The 20,678-nt window shown below is 62.2% G+C and carries 13 protein-coding genes; 4 read left to right on the forward strand and 9 right to left on the reverse strand.

The genetic code is table 11. From position 1 onward, the window contains the following. Window positions 1–26 precede the first annotated feature (26 nt). Window positions 27–155 (forward strand): PA1414 family protein, encoded by a 129-nt coding sequence (locus CRX69_RS28075; protein WP_256222727.1) that lies wholly within the window; start codon window positions 27–29, stop codon window positions 153–155. Window positions 156–423: 268 nt separating this feature from the next. On the opposite strand, the gene CRX69_RS12585 is transcribed toward CRX69_RS28075, so the two are convergent. From CRX69_RS12585 to speB, 4 genes are all read right to left on the reverse strand, one after another. Then, a complete protein-coding gene (locus tag CRX69_RS12585) occupies window positions 424–1,812 on the reverse strand; it encodes a sodium:solute symporter family protein (protein WP_047227901.1) in 1,389 nt (462 codons plus the stop codon). A gap of 157 nt (window positions 1,813–1,969) precedes the next feature. After that, the gene (locus CRX69_RS12590; protein ID WP_240539602.1) at window positions 1,970–3,514 is read right to left on the reverse strand and encodes a purine-cytosine permease family protein; all 1,545 of its coding nucleotides are present in this window, start codon (window positions 3,512–3,514) and stop codon (window positions 1,970–1,972) included. 51 nt (window positions 3,515–3,565) lie between these two features. Then, window positions 3,566–3,991 (reverse strand): YybH family protein, encoded by a 426-nt coding sequence (locus CRX69_RS12595; RefSeq protein WP_076385888.1) that lies wholly within the window; start codon window positions 3,989–3,991, stop codon window positions 3,566–3,568. Between the two features lie 9 nt (window positions 3,992–4,000). Beyond that, window positions 4,001–4,951, reverse strand: coding sequence for an agmatinase (gene speB / locus CRX69_RS12600; protein ID WP_003198979.1), 951 nt, complete (start codon window positions 4,949–4,951; stop codon window positions 4,001–4,003). Window positions 4,952–5,275: 324 nt separating this feature from the next. Here speB and CRX69_RS12610 point away from each other — a divergent pair, with 324 nt between their 5' ends. Both CRX69_RS12610 and CRX69_RS12615 read left to right on the forward strand, forming a co-directional pair. Continuing rightward, entirely contained in the window at window positions 5,276–6,169 is an 894-nt protein-coding gene (locus tag CRX69_RS12610) for a LysR family transcriptional regulator (RefSeq protein ID WP_047227898.1), read from the forward strand. 9 nt (window positions 6,170–6,178) lie between these two features. After that, window positions 6,179–6,775, forward strand: coding sequence for a tRNA-uridine aminocarboxypropyltransferase (locus CRX69_RS12615; RefSeq protein WP_076385886.1), 597 nt, complete (start codon window positions 6,179–6,181; stop codon window positions 6,773–6,775). A 151-nt stretch (window positions 6,776–6,926) separates the two neighbouring features. Here CRX69_RS12615 and CRX69_RS12620 read toward each other — a convergent pair whose 3' ends face one another. From CRX69_RS12620 to CRX69_RS12635, 3 genes are all read right to left on the reverse strand, one after another. After that, on the reverse strand, window positions 6,927–8,291 hold the full coding sequence (locus tag CRX69_RS12620) for an HlyD family type I secretion periplasmic adaptor subunit (protein ID WP_047227896.1): 1,365 nt from the start codon (window positions 8,289–8,291) through the stop codon (window positions 6,927–6,929). A gap of 167 nt (window positions 8,292–8,458) precedes the next feature. Then, on the reverse strand, window positions 8,459–10,618 hold the full coding sequence (locus CRX69_RS12630) for a type I secretion system permease/ATPase (protein WP_107323257.1): 2,160 nt from the start codon (window positions 10,616–10,618) through the stop codon (window positions 8,459–8,461). A 27-nt stretch (window positions 10,619–10,645) separates the two neighbouring features. After that, a complete protein-coding gene (locus CRX69_RS12635; RefSeq protein WP_107322109.1) occupies window positions 10,646–12,004 on the reverse strand; it encodes a TolC family outer membrane protein in 1,359 nt (452 codons plus the stop codon). Between the two features lie 452 nt (window positions 12,005–12,456). Here CRX69_RS12635 and CRX69_RS12640 point away from each other — a divergent pair, with 452 nt between their 5' ends. After that, complete coding sequence (locus CRX69_RS12640) at window positions 12,457–19,554, forward strand: retention module-containing protein (RefSeq protein WP_107322110.1); 7,098 nt, start codon at window positions 12,457–12,459, stop codon at window positions 19,552–19,554. 128 nt (window positions 19,555–19,682) lie between these two features. On the opposite strand, the gene CRX69_RS12645 is transcribed toward CRX69_RS12640, so the two are convergent. After that, entirely contained in the window at window positions 19,683–20,078 is a 396-nt protein-coding gene (locus CRX69_RS12645) for a YbaN family protein (protein ID WP_107322111.1), read from the reverse strand. Window positions 20,079–20,086: 8 nt separating this feature from the next. Continuing rightward, on the reverse strand, window positions 20,087–20,674 hold the full coding sequence (locus tag CRX69_RS12650; protein WP_047226200.1) for a UPF0149 family protein: 588 nt from the start codon (window positions 20,672–20,674) through the stop codon (window positions 20,087–20,089). Window positions 20,675–20,678 lie beyond the last annotated feature (4 nt).

Raw genomic sequence — 20,678 nt, forward strand, 5'->3', positions numbered from 1 at the left:
CGTACCACCCTGAAGGGGGCACCACGATGAAAGAGAAAATCCAGAACTGGCTTCATGACTTGGGTGTCGCGCTCGGCCTGATCGAGCCGCCCATGCAACCGATCCCTATCCGCACCGATGACGAGCAGCGCCGCCGCCAGCCGCGCCGTCGGTAAAGACACCGCGAATATCGGAGAGATCGCAGTCTCAGGRTGTTTCAGTTGAAACAGCCTGAGACTGCGATCTTTTTTGTTTTTGAAGGAAAATCTCTGTGGGAGCTAGCCTGCTCGCGATAGCGGCGGATCAGCCACCATTGATATTGACTGATACACCGCTATCGCGAGCAGGCTCGCTCCCACAGGGTTTTCATCGTCTGGAACTGAGCGATACAAGGGCAAAAAAAAAGGTGTGGCCACCGACGCCACACCCTCGAAGAAACTGCTTTCAGACCGCCTTGGCCACCACCTTCGACCGAGGCGACAACAGACTCACCACCACGAAACTCACCAGCGCCACGCTCAGGCTGTAGTAGATCGGCGTATTGGCGTCCAGGCCGTCCTTGATCATGAAGAACAGCGCGGTCAAAAAGCCCAGCGACATGCTGGTGATCGCGCCGGCCGTGGTTGCGCGTTTCCAGTAGATGGCGCCGATCAGCGGAATCAGCATGCCGCCCACCAACAGGTTGTAGGCCAGGGTCAGGGCACTGATCACATCGCTCACCACCAGGGCGATGCCCAACACCACCACACCCAGCAGCAGGGTCGCGATGCGGTTTTCATGAACGTCGCCATTGCCGCTTTCACGGCCCTGGCGCAGACGCGGCAGCAGGTCCTGGACCACAGTGGTGGAGGCTGCCAGCAGGCCGGCCGCGGCGGTGGACATCAAGGCCGCCAGGGCGGCGGCGATCACCAACCCGCGAATGCCGTTGGGCAGGCTGGTCTGGACGACGCTGGCAAAGGCGTTGTTGACGTTTTCCAGGTCCGGCAGCAATACCTTGGCCGCCATGCCGATCAAGGCCCCGGCCAGGCCATACAGCACGCAGTACAGGCCTGCGGCGGTACCGGCCACTTTCGCCACGCCTTCGCTACGGGCGGTGAACACCCGCTGCCAGATGTCCTGGCCAATGAAGATGCCGAAGAAGTAGATCAGGAAGTAGGTGAGGATGGTGTCCCAGCCAATCGCGGTGAAATCGAAGTAGCTGGCCGGCAAGGCCGCCACCATCGCGTCCCAGCCGCCCGCATCGCTGATGGACATCGGCATCAGCAGGAACACCAGGCCGACGGTCATGATCAAGAATTGCACGATGTCGGTGAGGGTCAGCGACCACATGCCGCCGATGGTGGAATACAGTACGACGACGCCGCCGCCCACCAGGATCGACACCCAGAACGGCAGGCCGAACAACACCTGCATCACCGTGCCGATGGCGATGGTCGAGGTGGCGCCGATCATCAACGCATAAACCAGCATGATCAGTGCACTGGCGTGGCGCGCGGCGGGGTTGTAGCGGCGCTCCAGCACTTGGGTCACGGTGTAGATCTTGAGTTTGAGCAACGGTTTGGCGAGGAACAGACTCAGGCCGACGATACCCAGGCCGATGGCGCCGCACAGCCAGAACCCGGAAATCCCATGGACGTAGCCCAGCCGCACGGTGCCGATGGTGGAGGCGCCGCCCAGAACGGTGGCGGCCATGGTGCCCAGGTAAAAGCCCGGGCCGAGGTTGCGCCCGGCGACCAGGTAGTCGTCACGAGTCTTGGCGCGGCGCATGCCGTACCAACCCAGGGCAATCATGCCGGTGGCATAGATGAGAACGACGATTAAATCCAAAGCCATGATGGCGTGTCTCCGATTATCTTTTTTATAGTTAGGTCGAGATGGCGCCATGGACAGATGGAGTCGAGCGTTGCCGTTGTGGCGAGGGGATTTATCCCCGTTGGGCTGCGCAGCCGCCCCATGGCAGTCAACTCAATCTGTCAGGCACACTGATATGTCAGGGTTTGGGAGCGCTGCGCGCTCCAGCGGGGATAAATCCCCTCGCCACAGGTTCGGCGCTCGGTGAGACCGAACCCTTGCTACGCGGATCATCCGGCCCATACACCGCCGCCGGCTCGGGAAACAACCCAAGCAGCACCAGGTAAATCACCGAGGCCAGGCCCAGGGTCACCGGCAGGCCGATGTCGATGCCACCGGCCAGTTCGCCCAGCGGTCCGACGAACTGCCCAGGCAGGTTGACGAAGCACAGCCCCACCAGCGCGCTGGGAATCCAGGCCCCCAGGCCGCGCCAGTTCCAACCGTGGCTGAACCAGTAGCGCCCGCCGGTTTCGCCACGGGTGAACACTTGCAGATCATCCGGGCAGTAGAAGCCGCGGCGCACCAGCAGGCCGATGATCATGATCACCATCCATGGCGTGGTGCAGGTGATGATCAGCACGGCGAAGGTCGATACGCTCTGCACCAGGTTCGCGGCGAAGCGCCCGATGAAGATGAAGGCAATCGACAGCACGCCGATCAGCAGTGTTGCCTTGACCCGCGACAGAACTCGTGGGAACACGCTGGACATGTCCAGCCCGGTGCCATACAGCGACGTGGTGCCGGTGGACATGCCGCCGATCACCGCGATCAGGCACACCGGCAGGAAGAACCAGCCCGGCGAAACCGCCAGCAGGCCGCCCACATAGTTATTGGCTGCGATGTAGTCCGGTGCCTTGATCGCCACGATGGTGGCCGTGGCAAGGCCGAACAGGAACGGGATCAGCGTCGCCAGTTGAGCGGCGATCACCGCCAGCATGATGCGTCGCTTGGGCGTGTTGCGCGGGATGTAACGCGACCAGTCACCGAGGAATGCGCCGAAGGAAATCGGGTTGCTCATGGCGACCAGTGCCGCGCCGATGAACGCCGCCCAGAAGCCCGGCTGGCCGAGGCCGACGGTGCCGGCGAACTGGCTGTCGAAGGCCGGCGCGAAGGCGGCGATGCCCAGCAGAAACAGCAGGCTGGCGGCCCACACGGCGATGCGGTTGACCCACAACATGAAACGAAAGCCGTAGATGCACACCGTCAATACCAGCAAGGCGAACAGGCCGTAGGCCAGGCCCAGGCTCAAGTCGGTTTCCGGCACACCGATCAAACGCTTGGCGCCACCGATCAACGCATCTCCCGAACTCCACACCGACAGGGAGAAGAACGCGATGGCCGTCAGCAGCGACAGGAACGAGCCGACGATCCGCCCGTGTACGCCGAAATGCGCCCCGGAGGACACCGCGTTGTTGGTGCCGTTGAGCGGGCCGAACAGGCCCATGGGCGCGAGGATGATCGAACCGAGCACCACCCCCAGCACAATCGCCCAGACCCCGGCCTGGAACGAGAGGCCGAACAGCACCGGGAAACTGCCGAGCACGGCGGTGGCGAAGGTGTTGGCGCCGCCGAAGATCAGTCGAAACAGATCCGTCGGGCCAGCGGTTCGCTCATGGTCCGGGATCTGTTCGACCCCGTTGGTTTCGATTTGCGTAAGGCTTTTGTCGTTATTGTTATGCATGATCTGCTCCGATCATAAAGGCGCGCCCATCGTGTGCGAGCGTCGTCTGTTTGGCTAAGGGGGTGGCAGCCCTTCCGGCATAGCGGACAAATGTTCATGGCAGGCCAGCCATAGGCCCTGTTGTTCTTGTGTGCGTCCTTCCTGCTTGCGGAACAGAATGGTTTCGCGCTCCTGGCTAAAGTGTCGCTCCCCTTGCATGCGCAACTCGGTAGCCACGTCATGGATGAAAATCGCCACGTCCCCTTGCAGGCTGACGAAGGCGTTGCTCGAGGTACACGACAGCACCTCGAAGCCATCCTCGGACCGCCAGCGGTCCCACAACGCCTGGTAGGCATCGCGAGACAGCAGAGGTTGTTCGAGGGTGTAGAACACGAAACTCGCGTCGGGTGTGAAGGCGCCGAAGTAGGCGTCACGGTCATTGCGGGCGAAGGCCGACACCAGTTCAGCGGCGGCCTTGAGCACTTGAGCCTGATCGTTCATGACCGCGCCTCAGCGATGGACCACACCGGGCAGTACGCAGAGCATCTCGTACAGCAGGTTGGCGCCCAGCAGCGAGGTGTTGCCGGTGGTGTCGTAAGGCGGCGAGACTTCTACCAGATCGCAACCGACCAGGTCCAGGCCCTGGCAGCCACGCACGATTTCGATGGCCTGGATGGTGGTCAGGCCACCGATTTCCGGGGTGCCGGTGCCAGGGGCCCAGGCCGGGTCGATGCCGTCGATATCGAAGCTCAGGTACACCGGGCCGCCGCCGACCTTCTCGCGGACTTCGGCCATCAGTGGGGCGAGGGATTTGTGCCAGCACTCTTCGGCCTGGACTACGCGGAAACCCTGGTTGCGGCTCCAGTTGAAGTCATCGGCGGTGTAGCCCTGGGCCCGCAGGCCGATCTGCACCACGCGGTCGCAATCGAGCAGGCCTTCTTCCACCGCGCGGCGGAAGGTGGTGCCGTGGGCGATTTTCTCCCCGAACATGTGATCGTTCACATCGGCATGGGCGTCGATGTGCACCAGGCCGACCTTGCCGTGTTTCTTGTGGATCGCCCGCAGGATCGGCAGGGTGATGGTGTGATCGCCGCCCAGGGTCAGGGGAATGACGTTGTGTTCCAGAATCTTGTGGTACGACTCTTCGATGATCCGCACGGCGTCCAGCAGGTTGAAGGTGTTGATCGGCACATCACCGATATCGGCCACCGACAACGAGTCGAACGGCGCGGCACCGGTGGCCATGTTGTAGGGACGGATCATTACCGATTCAGCGCGGATCTCGCGGGGCCCGAAACGGGTGCCGGCGCGCAGGGAGGTGCCGATGTCCAGCGGCACGCCGACGAAAGCAGCGTCCAGGCCGGCAGCGGTTTGTAAATGGGGGAGTCGCATCATGGTGGCGATGCCGCCGAAGCGCGGCATTTCGTTGCCGCCCAGTGGTTGGTGAAGAATCTTGTCCACGGGTAGGGCCTCATCGTTGTTTTATTTATCAGGGGCCGATTCTGCGAAAAGCCTGGGAGTGGAAGAATCGCTGGGGGCAAATACTTAGTTCAGATTTTTCTAAACTAATTCGGGATGGAGCGATAGACTCGCGATTGATCTCTGGGGCAACACCATGCTTGCAAGCTGTGCAAGCAAAGCTGTGGGAGCAAAGCTTGCTCGCGACATAGGCGCCTCGGTTCCAAGGGGGAAACCGCGTTGACTTCATCGCGGGCAAGCCTTGCTCCCACAGATAAACCCCCTTGCCACAAAGTGTGCAGTGACCCGCCTGTATGGAGAGACCCCATGGCCAACGCTCTACCCGACCTGAAACTGTTGCGCATTTTCGTCAGCGTCGTGCGGCACCAGGGGTTCGCCAATGCCCAGCACGAGCTCAACCTTTCCACGTCGGCCATCAGCACCTACATGAGCCAGCTCGAATCGGCCCTGGGCCTGGTGTTGTGTCATCGTGGGCGGGGCGGGTTCAGCCTGACCAGCAAGGGCGAGTTGTTCCACCAGGAGACCCTGCGTCTGTTGGGCGAGCTTGAAGGGTTCGAGCAATACGCCGCCGCGCTGAAAGGCGAGTTGCGCGGCACGCTGAACCTGGGGGTGATCGATTCCACCGTCAGCGACAAAGCCCTGCCGTTCGCCGAAGCCATCGGCGCCTACAGCCAGGAGCATCCGGCAGTCCACCTGCACCTGTCGGTCATGAGCCCGTACGAACTGCAACTGGGCGTGCAGGACAACCGCCTGGACCTGGCCATCGGCGCGTTTTCCACGCGTATGAGCGGCCTGGTCTACATGCCGCTGTACCGTGAGCAGCACTGGTTGTATTGCAGCAACCGTCACCCGCTGTTCAACGAGCGGCGTATCCCCGAGCAACTCATCACCCAGCAGCGCATGGTCGGGCGCGGTTACTGGAGCCAGGCCGAACTGGCCCGCCACGGCTTCAAGCACAGCGCGGCGACGGTGGAGAGCATGGAGGCGCAGTTGATCCTGGTATTGTCCGGCGCCTACGTCGGCTATCTGCCCGAACACTACGCTCAGGCCTGGGTGGACAAGGGCGATTTGCGCGTGTTGTTGCCGGCCACTTTTGGTTATCAGGCACCGTTTTCGATGATCGTACGCCGTGGCCGCAGCCGTGAGCCGCTGATCCAGACTTTTCGCGACCTGCTCAAGGCGCAGCTCAATCAGGCCTGAGGTGCCGTCATGTCCAGAATTCATTGTCCGCGCTGCCACAGGCCGCAAAGTCATTGCCTGTGCCCGCTGATCCCCAGCCTCGACAGTCGCACCCGGGTGCTGTTGTTGCAGCATCCCAGCGAGGTGAACCATGCCCTGAACACCGCGCGGCTGGCGGCGTTGGGGCTCAATAATGCCGAGTTGATCGTGGGCGAGGTGTTCGAGGATTTGCCTGGGTTGCTCAATCAACCGGGTTATCAGGCGCGGCTTTTGTTTCCCGGCGAAGAGGCGCAGCCCATGCATGCTTATGCTCCGTCTGAGGATCCGCTACTACTGGTCGTCCCGGACGGCACCTGGCGCAAGGCGCGCAAGTTGCTGCACCTCAACCCTCTGTTGGCGGCGCTGCCGAGGGTGACACTGGCCGCGGGCAGTGTGTCTCGATACCGCTTGCGCAAGGCGCCAGGGCCAGGGGCGTTGTCGACGGTGGAGGCGGTTGTCCAGGCGCTGCAAACCCTTGAGGCACCGACCTGTTTTGAGCCGTTGCTGAGGCCGTTCGAAGCGTTGATCGAGGGGCAGATAGCGGCGATGGGGGAGGAGGTTTTTCGGCGTAATCATGCCGAGAAATGAGTGGTGCCTTTGCTGGCCTCATCGCGAGCAGGCTCGCTCCCACAGTTGATCTCCAGTGCATGCAAAAATCTGCTAACACCACAGATCCAATGTGGGAGCAAGCCTGCTCGCGATAGCGGCAGCACAATCAACCAAAGTCTCAGCTCAAGGTCTACCGCTCACGCATCGCCTCAGTCCGCGCCTTCAACACCGGCTTGAGCAGGTAATCCAGGACACTTTTCTCCCCGGTAATGATGTCCACCGTCGCCACCATCCCAGGAATGATCAACAACGGTTTGGCATCGCCGCCCAAGTGATTTTTATCTGTGCGCACCTGGATCAGGTAGAAGCTGTTGCCCTTGTCATCGGTGATGGTGTCGGCGCCGATCAGTTCGAGCCTGGCGCTCATCCCGCCGTAGATCGTGTAGTCATAGGCACTGAACTTGACCATGGCTTTCTGGCCCGGATGCAGGAAGGCCACGTCCTGGGGGCGGACCTTGGCTTCGATCAGTAGGTTGTCTTCCAGCGGCACGATTTCTGCCATGTCGCTGCCCGGCTGCACTACGCCGCCGATGGTGTTGACCTTTAGCTGCTTGATCACCCCATGTACCGGCGAGACCACGGTGGTGCGGGTCACGCGGTCGTCGATGGCAATGCTCGAAGCGGTGATTTTTGACAACTCCGTGCGTTTCTCATTGAGTTCCTTGGCCGCTTCGGAGCGAAAGGACTGTTCCGATTCGTCGATCTTGCTCTTGATCTCGTTGATCGCCGATTCGGCCCGAGGAATCGCCAGGGTGGTGGCGTTGAGTGAGCCACGGATTTCCACTGCGCTGCGTTTGAGCCGCAGGATTTCCACCGGCGACACCGCCCCGGTGCGCACCAGTGGTGCCGACATGTTCATCTCTTCTTGCAGCAAGGCCAGGCTGGAACTGAACTGGCCCTGCTTGGAGCGAAACTCCGCCAGCTCCTGGGTTTTCTGGCGCAGTTGTTCGGACAGCGTCCGCTGTTCGCTGGCCAGGCGCCGCTGTCGTTGTTCATACAGCGAGCGTTCGTCCTCGGCCACTTGCGGGGCCTTGCTGATGACTTCAGCGGACAGTTCGAAAGGTCGGCCTTCGGCTTCGGCCGACAAGCGTTCGACCTGGGCGGTCAGGGCATAACGGTCGGCCTCGCTTTCGCCCTTGTTCGACAGAAACCGTGTGTCGTCCAGGCGTAGCAGGGTGTCGCCCTTGTTCACCATCTGCCCTTCGCGCACGAAAATCTCGGTGACGATGCCGCCCTCCAGGTTCTGGATTACCTGAATCTTGCTCGAAGGAATGGCCTTGCCTTCACCGGTGGTGACTTCCTGCAAGACTGCCAGTTTGGCCCACACCAACGCGGTGATGATCAGTCCGGCCGCCAGCCACACCGTGACCCGCGAGCGACGGGGCGAATCCTGCAGCGCGGCACCGGCGGTTTCCGGCATGAACTCGCTTTCGGCGCTTTTGCTGAAACTGCCGAAGTAGCTTCGGGCCGCTGAATCGGGTGTTTGAGCAGACATGGGCGATACCCGTCAGTTAGAAAAAATAAAGCCGAACACATACCTGTGGCTTGAGGGGGTTATCTGTGGGAGCAAGGCTTGCCCGCGATGAAGCTAATGCGGTCTCACTGGAACCGAGGCGCCTGTATCGCGGGCAAGCCTTGCTCCCACAGGTTGCGGTGTTGTTTCTATACCGCCGCAGACCCCACCCGTCCTTTACGCAGTGCATCGATCACCGCTTCCTTCGGCCCATCGGCCACAATCCGGCCGTTGTCCAGCACCACCAGCCGATCCACCAGGCTGAGCATCGACGTGCGGTGGGTCACCAGCAGCACCGTCTTGCCCTGCACATGGGTATGGAGCTTTTGCCGCAACACGTCTTCGCTGCTGTTGTCCATGGCGCTGGTGGGTTCGTCCAGCAGCAGGATCGGCGGGTCGAGCAATAGGGCTCGGGCCAGTAGCACGGCCTGGCGTTGCCCACCGGAGAGCAACTGCCCGCGCTCGCCCACCGGGCGGTCGAAGCCCTGGGGATGCTGGCGGGCCAGTTCGGTAACGCCGGTCAGTTCCGCCACTTCCAGCATGCGTGCATCGCTGATGTAGCGGGCGCCGAGGGTGAGGTTGTCCCGCAGGCTGCCGGCCAGCAGCGGCAGGTCATGGGCGACATAGCCGATCTGCTGGCGCAGGTCCGCCACGTCCAGTTGCCGAAGGTCGAGCCCATCGAGCAGCAACTGGCCTTCCTGGGGCTCATAAAATCCCATCACCAGGCGCGCCAGGGTGCTCTTGCCCGAGCCACTGCGACCGATGATCCCGACCCGTTCGCCGGGCTTGAGGCTGAAACTCACATTCGCCAGCGCCGGGGCGTTCTGGCCGTTGTAATGGAAGGTCACGCCGCTGACGTCCAGCGCGCCCTGCAATTGGGTGCGATCCAGCGGCCGTTGTTTGGCATCGCGCTCCTGGGGCAGCGCCATCAGCGCATCGGTGCTGCGCATGGTCAGCTGTGCCTGCTGGTAGCGGGTGATCAGCCCGGCGATCTGCCCCAGCGGCGCCAGCACCCGGCTGCCGAGCATGTAGGTCGCCACCAGCGCGCCGACGCTGAGGTTACCGGCGATGATGCTGTAGACCCCGGCGACGATGGTCGCCATGCCGGCCAGTTGTTGCAGGAACAGCGTACCGTTGGTGGCCAGCGCCGAGAGGCTGCGGGCGTGGCTGTCCAGGCGGGTGAGGGCGCCATGGGTGCTTTCCCACTGATACTGGCGCTCGCTTTCGGCGCTGCAAGCCTTGAGGGTTTCCAGGCCGCCGAGGGTTTCAATCAGCAATGCCTGGCGCTGGGCGCCCAGGGCCAGGCTTTTCTGCACGGTGTCACGCAGGCGTGCCTGGATGATCATGGCGAAAATAATGGTGAGCGGAAAAGCCACCACCGGAATCACCACCAGCCAGCCACTCAGCAACCCGATCACCACCAGCATCAGCACGGCGAAGGGCAGGTCGATCAGGCTGGTGAGGGTGACAGCGGTCAGGAATTCGCGCAGACCCTGGAAGTCATGGATGCTTTGGGCGAACCCGCCGATGGTCACCGGTTTGGCCTTCATCGCCATGCCGGTGATGCGTTCGAACAGGGTCGCGGAGAGGATCACGTCGGTTTTCTTGCCGGCGGTGTCCAGCAGATGGGCGCGCACCACGCGCAAAACCAGTTCGAAACCCGTGCCGATCAACAGCCCCACGGCCAGCACCCACAACGTCGATGTGGCTTGGTTTGGCACCACGCGGTCGTAGGTCTGCATGACGAACAGCGGCACCATCAGCCCCAGCAGGTTGATCAGCAAACTTGCCAGGATCGCGTCGCTGTACAGCCAGCGCGACAGTTTCAAGGTGTCACGAAACCAGGCCTCGACCCGTGGAACCAAGGGTGCACGCAGGTCTTCGAGTTCATGGCGCGGCCGGGCGAACAAAGCCTGGCCGCTGTAGACGGCGCTCAGTTCGTCGCGGCTGACCCACTGCTCGCCGCCATCGGCTTCGCTGGGCAGGATCAGCGCCTGGCCGTCCTCGCTCCAGCGCCGCAACACGGCGCAACGACCACCGGCCAGAATCAGCATCACCGGCAGGTTGAGTGGCGAAATATCGGCCAGCTCTCGGCGCAGCAAGCGCGCCTGCAAATTGGCCCGGGCCGCTGCGCGCGGCAGCAGGTCCAGGCTCAGACGTTGGTGCGCCATTGGAAGCCCGGCGCCAAGGCTGGCGCGGCTGACTGTCGCGCCATGGAGTTTGCAGAGGATCAACAGACCGTCAAGCAAGGGATCATCGACATTCAGCCGCGGATCGGTGCTGAGGGTTGCGGGTTCCATGCTGGTCACATTGATCGCTCCCATTTTTTTGGGGGGCTACTTCAGTTCTGGCAGCCGCGCTTCGTTTTTGACTTCTGTTTGAGCGACCGCGTCGGCCGGCAGCACCACCCGCTGTTTGCTCAACAGCTGGCCCATGTTCGCCAATACCCGATACATCGAGTATTCCTCGGTGTAGCGCACTTCGGTGTAGCGACGGTTGGCGTTGTACAGCTCGTTTTCGCTGTCGAGCACATCGAGCAGGGTCCGCTGGCCGAGACCGAACTGATCCTGATAGGCGGCGCGTACGCGGGAAGTGGTTTCGGCGTATTCCCGGGCGGTGGGGGTCTGCTTGCGGGCGTTGAGCATCGCGTTCCAGGCCAGGCGGGTGTCTTCGTTGAGCTGGCGCAGGGCGTTGTTGCGGATGTCCATGGCCTGGTTGATCTGGTGGGCATTGGACGCCAACCGGGCCTTGTCGCTGCCGCCGCGGAACAGGTTGTAGTTCATCACCACGCCGACCCGCCAGTTGTTGTCGTGGCCTTCTTCGCCGCCGAGGTTGTTATTGGCGCCCACCGCCGCCTCGGCGTCGAACCGCGGATAGAACGGCGACTTGGCCACTTCATACTGGCTTTCGGCGGACTGCACGTCGGCCTGGGCCGATTTCAGGTACGGGTTGTTGTCCACCATGCTTTGCTGGGCTTGGCGCAGGTCAGCGGGCATCTCGCCTTTGGTCGAGGGCGGTGTTTCCAGCTCATCGGGCATGCGTCCGACCACGCTGTAGAAGTTAGCCTCGGCGTCGGCCAGGTCGACCTGGGCGGTGTCGTAGTTGTTTTCCGCCAGGGCCCGGCGAGCATTGGACTGATCGGAGTCGGCGGTACTGCCCACGCCACGCTCGGTGCGCAGGCCGATCTGGTCGTTGACGCGCAGGTGAGCCTGCAGGTTGTTCTTGGCCAGGGTCACCAGCTCGCGACGCTTGAGCACTTCCAGGTAAACCTCGATGGTGCGCAGCGCCAGGTCCTGGGCGGTGCCTTGGGCGTAGTAGGCCCGGGAATTGACCACGCCTTTGGTGCGTTCCACTTCATTGGCAGTGTTGAACCCGTCAAACAGCATCTGCCGCAGGCGCAGCTCCGACTGGGTGTAAGTCAGGATATTGGTGTGGTGATTGCCCAGCGCCCGGGTGTTGGTGTTGTCGCTGTAGCCGCGCCCGTAGCCGGCATTAAGGTCCACCGACGGGAAGAACCCCCCTCTGGCGACCTTGACGTCTTCATTGGCCGACAGACGGCTATCGACCCGTTGCGCCAGTTCCGGGTGAGTAGCAATGGTGCTCTGGATCGCTTCGGTCAACGACATGGCCTGCGCTGAAGAAGAGCAGGCCATGGCCAGCAAAACCGCGCTGCAGAGGGGGGAAAGAACGCGCATGGGGTGCATCTCCTAAGGTCTGTTGTGCTTCGCTGTCGCCAAAATATTGACGTATTTAAGATCAAAACCGTTTCAAGCTTGTAACAACACAGCTAAGAACATCCTGCGCAAAACCTAAGAAGAATTTCTCATAAGACTTATGCCAAAAAAAACTTATGTGCTTGGAAAAAAGCGGCACATTGTTCAAAGCGAAAGCCTTTGAATCTGCGGGTCCTGACGGATTTTGGGCGTCAATAAAGTTCCATAATCATTTTGAAGCGATGTGAAGAGGTGCCGAAAAGGACGACTTGAAAGGTGATTTTAAGTGACGGTTTTTTGTCATTGTGGCGAATAGCTAGCGCCTTTTACGTCCCCGAAAGCTGGCAGATTTTCCAGATTCCCTGGCTGCCAACCCGAGCACCAATTCTTCACCCAGACAGGTGCCGACTGCGGTTGGCAACGGAGGAATGCACATGGCAGCGCTCATCGGTACCGTCAGCAAGGTGGTAGGACAGGTTTTCGCAGAAGCCGTCGGCGGTCTGCGGCGACCTCTGGTTGAAGGTGATCGGCTCTATGCCGGCGAGCACCTGATTACCGGGGCCGAAGGGGCGGTGGCTGTGCAGTTGCAAAACGGCAAGGAGTTGACCCTGGGCCGCGGAAGTGACCTGACGCTGAGCCCACAATTGCTCGCCAACCAGGCCTCTGCTAGCGATACGCCTGAGGCCACCACACCCAGCGATGCGCAACTGACCGATGTGCAAAAACTGCAACAAGCCATCGCCGCCGGCGCTGACCCGACCCAGACCGGCGAGGCGACGGCTGCAGGCGCCGAGGGCGGTAATCCGGGGGGCGTGGGTGGCGGGCACAGTTTTGTGTTGCTGGAAGAGGTCGGCGGGGAAGTCGATCCGCAGATCGGTTTTCCCACCGCCGGGTTCAACGGGATACCCGAGTTTCCAGACCTGCGTCTGGCCGGTGATCCGGATGACGGCGGCGACGATGCAATCGTGCCACCGGTAGACCCTGAAACCCCGGACAACCCGGTTACCCTTGATGGCTTGACCGTGGATGGCGGTGAATTGACCGCCAATGAGGCGAACCTGTCTGACGGTTCCGCCAGCAATCCCGGCGCGCTGGTGCAAAGCGGCAGTTTCACCATTTCCGCGCCCGATGGGCTGAGCAGCCTGAGTATCGGTGGAATCGCCGTGATCACCGGTGGCGTGCCCGCAGGTTTTCCCCAATCCATCACCTCGGCGCTGGGCAACACGTTGACCATCACCGGTTACAACCCCGCGACCGGTGTGGTCAGCTACAGCTATACCCTGACGGACAATGAAAGCCATCCCGCCGGGGGCGGGGCCAACAACATCAGCGAGCAGTTCCCCGTCGTGGCCGTCGACAGCGATGGCGACACCGCCACGGGGACCCTGGACGTCAACATCACCGACGACGTACCCCAGGCGATTGACGACAGCCACGCCAGCACCGCATCGGAAAGTCTTGTCACGCTCACCGGCAACGTCTTGCCCAACGATCATCAAGGCGCCGACCGCATCCCCACCGGTCCTGACAGCGGGCCGATCATTGGCGGCACGTTCACCGGCACCTACGGCACCCTGGTGCTGAACCCCAACGGCACGTACACCTACACCCTCAACACCAGCGACCCGCAATTCGTGGCGTTGCACGGCGGCGGAAGTGGCACTGAAACCTTCACCTACACCCTGACCGACTCCGATGGCGATACGAGCACCGCCAACCTGGTGCTACAGGTACACAACAACGACGACCCGGTGATCATCGAAGGCCTGGACACCGAAGGCGGTGAGCTGAACCTTCAGGAGAAAAACCTCAGCGACGGCACCAGCCCGGACGCTCCAGCGCTGACCCAAAGCGGCACCTTCACCATCACCGCGCTGGACGGTGTGCAGACCCTGAGCGTGGGCGGCATCAATGTCGTCACGGGCGGTGTTGCGGCCGGTTTCCCACAATCCATCACCACGGCCCTGGGCAACACACTGACCATCACCGGCTTCAACGCCGCCACGGGCGTGGTGAGTTACAGCTACACCTTGCTGGACAACGAAGCCCACGCAAACGCCAATGGCGCCAACAGCCTCAGCGAGCAATTTGCCGTCGTGGTCACCGACGACAACGGCACCACGGCCACCGGCAATCTGGACGTGAATATCGTTGATGATGTGCCTCAAGCCGTGGACGACAGCAACGCCGGCACCGCCTCGGAAACCAACCTGACCCTGACGGGCAGCGTGCTGACCAATGACACCGAAGGCGCGGATCGTGTGGCGTCCGGCCCGGTCACGCCCGGTACCTTCACTGGCACTTACGGCACGCTGGTTCTCAACGCTGACGGTTCCTACACCTACACGCTCAACACCGCCGACGCCGACTTCAAAGGCCTGCACGGCGGCGGCAGCGGTAGCGAAACCTTCACCTACACCCTGACTGACGCCGACGGCGATACCAGCACCGCCAATCTGGTGTTGCAGGTGCACAACAACGACGACCCGGTGATCATCGAAGGTTTGGACACCGAAGGCGGTGAGCTGAGCCTTCAGGAGAAAAACCTCAGCGACGGCACCAGCCCGGACGCTCCAGCGCTGACCCAAAGCGGCACCTTCACCATCATCGCGCTGGACGGTGTGCAGACCCTGAGCGTAGGTGGCATCAATGTCGTCACGGGTGGTGTTGCGGCCGGTTTCCCACAATCCATCACCACGGCCTTGGGCAACACACTGACCATCACCGGCTTCAACGCCGCCACGGGTGTGGTGAGTTACAGCTACACCTTGCTGGACAACGAAGCCCACGCAAACGCCAATGGCGCCAACAGCCTCAGCGAGCAATTTGCCGTCGTGGTCACCGACGACAACGGCACCACGGCCACTGGCAATCTGGACGTGAATATCGTTGATGATTTGCCCACCGCCCATGCTGATTCCGCCTCGGTGGACGAAGGCGGGACGGTCAGCGGCAACGTTCTGAACAACGATGTGGGCGGTGCCGACGGACCCGCCGCAAGCGGCGCGGTGATCGGTGTGCGTGCTGGCAGCGACACCTCAACCTCGGCGGTTGGCGGCCTCAACACCCAGATCAACGGCACCTACGGCTATCTCACGCTGGACGCCAATGGCAACGCCGTTTACCACAGCAACCCGAACACCGTCAGTGCACCCGGTGCCACTGACGTATTCACCTACACCGTGCGCGATGCCGACGGCGATGAAAGCACCACCACCATCACCATCGATGTCTACCACAGCTGCCTCGTCGCTGAAACCGATCAGGACATCACCGTCTACGAAAAAGCCCTGGACCTGAATCAGGACGGTCAGGACCTGGCTCCCGGCACCGTCACCGGCAGCGCACCGAACGCTACCACTGAAACGGCCAGCGGTAGCCTGGTCGGCTCGGTCACAGGTGCAATCGGCGCCGTCACCTTCGCCCTGGTAGGCAACGCCACCGGTGCCTATGGGCAACTGCTGCTCAACCCCGACGGTTCGTACACCTACACCCTGACCTCGCCAGCCACCACCGCACCTTCGGCCAACGATGGTCCGAATGTCCTGAGCGAAAGCTTTACCTATCAAGCCACCGATTCGCTGGGCAATACCGTCACCAGCACCATCGTTATCAACATTGTTGACGACGTACCCAACGCCCATGCCGATTTGGCTTCGGTGGTGGAGGGCGGCACGGTCAACGGCAATGTGCTGGACAACGACGTGCTCGGCGCCGACGGTGGCGCAGTGATCGGCGTACGTGCCGGCAACGACACTTCAACCCCTGCAACAGGTGGCCTCAACACCCAGATCAACGGCACCTACGGCTATCTCACGCTGGACGCCAATGGCAATGCGGTCTACCACAGCAACCCGGACGCCGTCGGCGCGCCGGGCGCCACCGACGTATTTACTTACACCGTGCGCGATGCTGACGGCGATGAAAGCACCACCACCATCACCATCGATGTCTACAACAGCTGCCTAGTCGCTGAAACCGATCAGGACATCACCGTCTACGAAAAAGCCCTGGACCTGAACCAGGACGGCCAGGACCTGGCCCCCGGCACCGTCACCGGCAGCGCGCCGAACGCTACCAGCGAAACCGCCAGCGGTAGTCTTGTCGGCTCGGTCACAGGTGCAATCGGCACCGTCACCTTCGCCCTGGTAGGCAACGCCACCGGTGCCTACGGCCAGTTGCTGCTCAACCCGGACGGTTCGTACACCTACACCCTGACCTCGCCAGCCACCACCGCACCTTCGGCCAACGATGGTCCGAATGTCCTGAGTGAAAGCTTTACCTATCAAGCCACCGATTCGCTGGGCAATACCGTCACCAGCACCATCGTTATCAACATCGTTGACGACGTGCCCAACGCCCATGCCGATTTGGCTTCGGTGGTGGAGGGCGGCACGGTCAATGGCAATGTGCTGGACAACGACGTGCTCGGCGCCGACGGTGGCGCAGTGATCGGCGTACGTGCCGGCAACGACACCTCAAACCCTGCAACAGGTGGCCTCAACACCCAGATCAACGGCACCTACGGCTATCTCACGCTGGACGCCAATGGCAATGCGGTCTACCACAGCAACCCGGACGCCGTCGGCGCGCCGGGCGCCACCGACGTATTCACTTACACCGTGCGCGATGCCGACGGCGATGAAAGCACCACCACCATCACCATCGATGTCTACAACAGCTGCCTAGTCGCTGAAACCGATCAGGACATCACCGTCTACGAAAAAGCCCTGGACCTGAATCAGGACGGCCAGGACCTCGCTCCCGGCACCGTCACCGGCAGCGAGCCGAGCGCCACCAGCGAAACCGCCAGCGGTAGCCTTGTCGGTTCGGTGACTGGTGCCAGTGGTGCGCTGACGTTCAGTCTGGTGGGCAACGCCACCGGCGCTTACGGCCAGTTGTTGCTCAACCCCGATGGCTCGTACACCTACACGCTGACTTCGCCCGCCACGACGGCGCCCAACGCCAACGACGGCCCGAATGTATTGAGCGAAAGCTTCACCTACCAGGCCACGGACGCCTTGGGCAACAGTGTCACCGGCAACCTGGTGGTGAGCATCGTCGACGACGTGCCCACGGCCGTCGCGTCCGAGCGTTCGGTGACGGCGGTGGAGATCGACTCGAACCTGTTGATCGTGCTCGATGTGTCCGGGAGCATGGCCGACCCCTCGGGTGTACCGGGGCTCTCGCGGCTGGACCTGGCGAAACAGGCCATCAGTGCCTTGCTCGATAAATACGACGATCTGGGGGATGTGAAAGTCCAGCTCGTGACCTTCAGCAGCAGCGCCACCGACCAGACTTCCGTATGGGTGGACGTGGCGACCGCCAAGTCGCTCCTCTCCGGCCTGTCAGCGGGCGGTGGGACCAACTACGATGCGGCGGTAGCGGCGGCCAAGACCGCGTTTGTCACCTCGGGGCAACTGACCGGAGCACAGAACATTGGCTACTTCTTCTCCGACGGCAAGCCCACGACGGGCCAGGGGATTGATGCGGCGGACGAAGCGGCGTGGAAAGCATTCCTCGACGCCAACGGCATCAAGAACTACGCCATCGGCCTGGGCGGCGGGGTCAGTGACACTCACCTCGACCCGCTGGCCTACGACGGCAGCACCCACACCGACACCGACGCGGTGCTGGTCACCGACCTGAACCAGCTCAACTCGGTGCTCTCCGGCACCGTGCAGGGTGTGCCCGTCACTGGCAGCCTGCTGGGCGAGGGCGGCTCGTTCGGCGCCGACGGCGGGTTTGTCAAAAGCCTGGTGGTCGATGGCACCACCTATAGCTACGATCCGGCCGCCAACGCCGGACAGGGTGCGCTGACCGCCAGCGGCGGGGCCAACCATGGCACCTTCAACACCGCCAACAACACGCTGAGTATCGCCACCGACCACGACGGCACGCTGGTGGTGAATCTCGACACCGGCGAGTACAGCTACACCTCCCAGACCGCCACCAACACATTGATCACCGAGACCATCGGCTACACCATCAGCGACAACGACGGCGACCTAGCCAGTTCCAGCCTGGTGGTCAAGGTTCTCCCCAACAGCCCGCCCGTGGCAGTCGACGACAACATCATCACCAACGTCCTGTCGGGCAACATCGTGATCCCGGGAGAAATGCTGCTGGGCAACGACAGCGACGCCAACGGCGACCCGCTCACGGCGTCGCCCACCGGCTTCAACACCGGCTGGGTTGCCAGGGGCGCAGACTTCACCGGCAGTACCGGCACGGTCAGCTTCACCGGTAACAACGTGCAGTCGATCAACCTCAACCGCGGCGCTTTTGTCGCCAATGCCGCGACCATGACCGCGGTGCTGGTGGTCAGCGGTGCACTGGGGATGGTGTCCAACCACAACACCAACGATGAAGACCGGCTCAACATCAGCCTCAAGCAGGGGGAAACCCTCACCCTGGACCACAACCTGGCGGCCGGACGGATCGCTCTGGAGTACTCCCTCAACGGCGGGCCTTTCATCGCGATCACCGACGGTGCCTCGTTCACCGCGGCGGCCGATGGCAACTACCAGATCCACGTCACCAACATCGCCAATGGCAGTGGTGGCAACCCCAACGGCGCGGAAAACTACCAACTGACCTTGACCGTCAACTACGCCGGCGCCCAGGACAGCACGCCGGATTACCATGGCAGCTACACCGCCAGCGACAATCACGGTGGCAGCGACAGCGCAGCGGTCGGCATCAGCTATCAGGCAGGCCACACCCTGACGGGCACGACCGGAGACGACGTGCTGATCGCCGGCGAGGGGGACAACATCCTCAGCGCGGGTGACGGCAACGACATACTCAGCGCCGGTTCGGGCAACAACGTCTTGCATGGCGAGGCGGGCAACGACTTGCTCTACAGCGGCGCCGGCAACGACCTGCTCGACGGTGGTACCGGCAACGACACCGCCAGCTACGCCCACGCCAGTGCCGGGGTTACGGTGAACCTGGGTCTGTTAGCCGCGCAAAACACCGTGGGCGCCGGCATCGACACCCTGGCGGGCATCGAAAACCTGGTCGGCTCGAACTTCAACGACACCCTCACCGGCGATAGTGCCAGCAACCGCATCAACGGCGGCCTGGGCGACGACGTGCTCAATGGCGGTGGTGGCGATGACGTGTTGATCGGCGGCCTGGGCAACAACACCCTGACCGGAGGCAGCGGCGCTGATACCTTCCAATGGCAGGTGGGCAACAGCGGCCATGACCTGGTCACGGACTTCACCCCAGGCCTCGACAAACTCGACCTGTCGCAACTGTTGCTGGGGGAAAACGGCAGCAACGCGTCCCTGGACGATTACCTGCACTTCAGCGTCACCGGCAGTGGTGCGTCGGTCATGACCAGCATCGACGTCAGCTCCACGGCCGGCGCCGCGCCGAACCAGACCATCGACCTGGCCGGCGTCAACCTCGCCAGCTACTACGGCGTCACACCGGGCGTGGACGGCATGATCGCCGGCGCGGATACGGCGACCATCATCAACGGAATGTTGAATGATCACTCGTTGAAGGTGGACACCGTGTGAGGTGAACTGAAACAACAAAACCCGTCATGTTCAAATAGGATATGGCGGGTTTTGTGTTTTTGAGGGGATGCACGCTTTTCGGGTGAAGGACATCCATACTCCTGTGGCGAGGGAGCTTCGCGCCGACTTCAGGGCTTATGCAGGGTTTTTTGCTTGAGGATATAAACCGTCACCAGTACCGCACTGGTGAGCATGAACACCCGCGCCCACGGCAGGGGCACCAGGTAGCAGGACAGGAGGATGCTCACCCACATCAGGCCGATGGCGTAGACCTTGCCCTTGAGTGGGATGCCGTTGCCGCTGAGGTAATCAGCGATCCAGGGCCCGAGCCGCGGATGGCCCACCAGCCAGCGATAGAAGCGTGGCGAGCTGCGTGCGAAGCAGGCCGCGGCCAGCAGCAGGAAAGGGGTAGTGGGCAATACGGGAATGAAGATCCCGATGACCCCCAGCACCACGCTCAACCAGCCAATGGCCAGCAGAACGTAGCGCAGGATCAGCGAGCGGTTACCGATGGGCGCGGGCACCCGGTGGCTCAGTGGTGGCGCGGCTTGAGGATCGCCGGTTTCTCGTCCGGGGCGTTGCACAGTAGGTACAGGGCGGTGAGGGCTTCAGGGATCTGCACGATCATGTCGTCCATCAGGTTCGCGTCGGCGGCGATGTCGGAAAACTCCGGTTGCTCGTCGAACAGACCGGAACCGACCATGATCGGCAGCAGCATTTCGCTGACTTCTTCCTCGGCGGTTTCGAACCAGGCGGCTTCGCGCAGGAACACGCCTTCCATGAAACCGATGCACCAGCCACGCAGTTCCGAATCGTCCGGGTCATCGCCCAGGTCCAGCTCGCATGGCAATTCGAATTCTTCGTCGGAAGCCAACTGACGGGCGATGTGGGCCTTGAGCAACACCAGCGTGGTTTCGATGACCTCACGCTCGGCATCGTCGGCGTAATGCGGCTCTTCGGCGAACAGGGCGTCGATCCACTCACGCTCCGGCACTTGTTCGGAGCAGATGGACAGGGCGGTCAGATAGCCGTGAGCGGCCACGTAATCCAGCGCCTCTTCGTGCAGCTCATCGGCGTCGAGGAAGACTTGCAGGCGGGTCAGTTGCTCAGCGAAGGACATTACA

The sequence above is a fragment of the Pseudomonas rhizophila genome (assembly GCF_003033885.1).
Taxonomy (GTDB): Bacteria; Pseudomonadota; Gammaproteobacteria; order Pseudomonadales; family Pseudomonadaceae; genus Aquipseudomonas; species Aquipseudomonas rhizophila.

Coding starts and splice junctions, on each gene's coding strand:
- CRX69_RS28075 (WP_256222727.1), top strand. CDS start 27: ATGAAAGAGAAAATCCAGAACTGGCTTCATGACTTGGGTGTCGCGCTC.
- CRX69_RS12620 (WP_047227896.1), bottom strand. CDS start 8,291: ATGTCTGCTCAAACACCCGATTCAGCGGCCCGAAGCTACTTCGGCAGT.
- CRX69_RS12615 (WP_076385886.1), top strand. CDS start 6,179: ATGTCCAGAATTCATTGTCCGCGCTGCCACAGGCCGCAAAGTCATTGC.
- CRX69_RS12650 (WP_047226200.1), bottom strand. CDS start 20,674: ATGTCCTTCGCTGAGCAACTGACCCGCCTGCAAGTCTTCCTCGACGCC.
- CRX69_RS12595 (WP_076385888.1), bottom strand. CDS start 3,991: ATGAACGATCAGGCTCAAGTGCTCAAGGCCGCCGCTGAACTGGTGTCG.
- CRX69_RS12585 (WP_047227901.1), bottom strand. CDS start 1,812: ATGGCTTTGGATTTAATCGTCGTTCTCATCTATGCCACCGGCATGATT.
- CRX69_RS12635 (WP_107322109.1), bottom strand. CDS start 12,004: ATGCGCGTTCTTTCCCCCCTCTGCAGCGCGGTTTTGCTGGCCATGGCC.
- CRX69_RS12610 (WP_047227898.1), top strand. CDS start 5,276: ATGGCCAACGCTCTACCCGACCTGAAACTGTTGCGCATTTTCGTCAGC.
- CRX69_RS12640 (WP_107322110.1), top strand. CDS start 12,457: ATGGCAGCGCTCATCGGTACCGTCAGCAAGGTGGTAGGACAGGTTTTC.